Below are 828 nucleotides of genomic sequence, written 5' to 3' on the forward strand. Positions count from 1 at the left end.
ACCATTAAGTCTGAAATGTTGTGGCGAACTACCTTTCAGACTCGTCAGAAGGCAGAAAAGGCACTTGGCCTTTACATTGAGGGCTTTTACAATCCAATCAGGCGACACTCGTCGTTAGGCTATCAATTGCCAATCGCGTTCGAGAGACAGAAAAGAAATAGTGAGACAGAGGCTCTCCATTTTCTTTAGGTCAGTCCATTTTCTGGCCTCTGGCACACTGGCGTAGGCCTTGAGGTAGACTTCCTCATACTTGATGGTGCGCCAGAACCGTTCGATAAAAACATTGTCGCGCCATGCTCCCTTGCCATCCATGGAGATCTTGATCTTCTCACGCTTGAGTACATCGGTGAAGTCTATGCTGGTGAATTGAGAGCCCTGATCAGAGTTGAAAATCTCTGGCTTGCCGTATTTAGCGAGTGCATCTTCCAGAGCTTCGATGCAGAAGGTAGCCTCCATGGTGATTGATAACCGCCAGCTCAGAACTTTGCACGAGTACCAGTCAATGATAGCGACCAGATAGGTGAAGCCCTTTGCCATGGGAATGTAGGAAATGTCGATGGCCCAGACCTGACTGGGTCTTAAAACCTCCACATCACGCAGCAGATACGGGTAGATTTTATGTTCTGGCGCCGGTTTGGACGTATTGGGTCGTCGGTAGATTGCCTCAATACCCATCCTCTTCATCAAGGACCTTACTCTACGTCGGCCGATATCAAAGCCTTCTACCTTCAACAGCTGCTGCAGCATGCGGCTACCCGCAAACGGATACTCTAGATGCAACTCGTCCAGCCGGCGCATGAGTTTCAATATTTCCGGTGAAACTGGCCT

Annotated in this window: 1 protein-coding gene and 1 pseudogene; one reads left to right on the plus strand and one right to left on the minus strand. The window is 49.3% G+C overall.

Annotated elements, in window-relative coordinates:
* Positions 1 to 189: IS3 family transposase (locus tag PsAD37_RS27850; RefSeq protein WP_153039681.1), on the plus strand; the 189-nt coding region annotated here is incomplete at its 5' end.
* Positions 190 to 201: 12 nt separating this feature from the next.
* Here PsAD37_RS27850 and PsAD37_RS20955 read toward each other — a convergent pair.
* Positions 202 to 828, minus strand: a pseudogene (locus tag PsAD37_RS20955) (IS3 family transposase); the annotation flags it as partial.

The sequence above is a fragment of the Pseudovibrio sp. Ad37 genome, from assembly GCF_001623075.1.
Classification (GTDB): Bacteria; Pseudomonadota; Alphaproteobacteria; order Rhizobiales; family Stappiaceae; genus Pseudovibrio.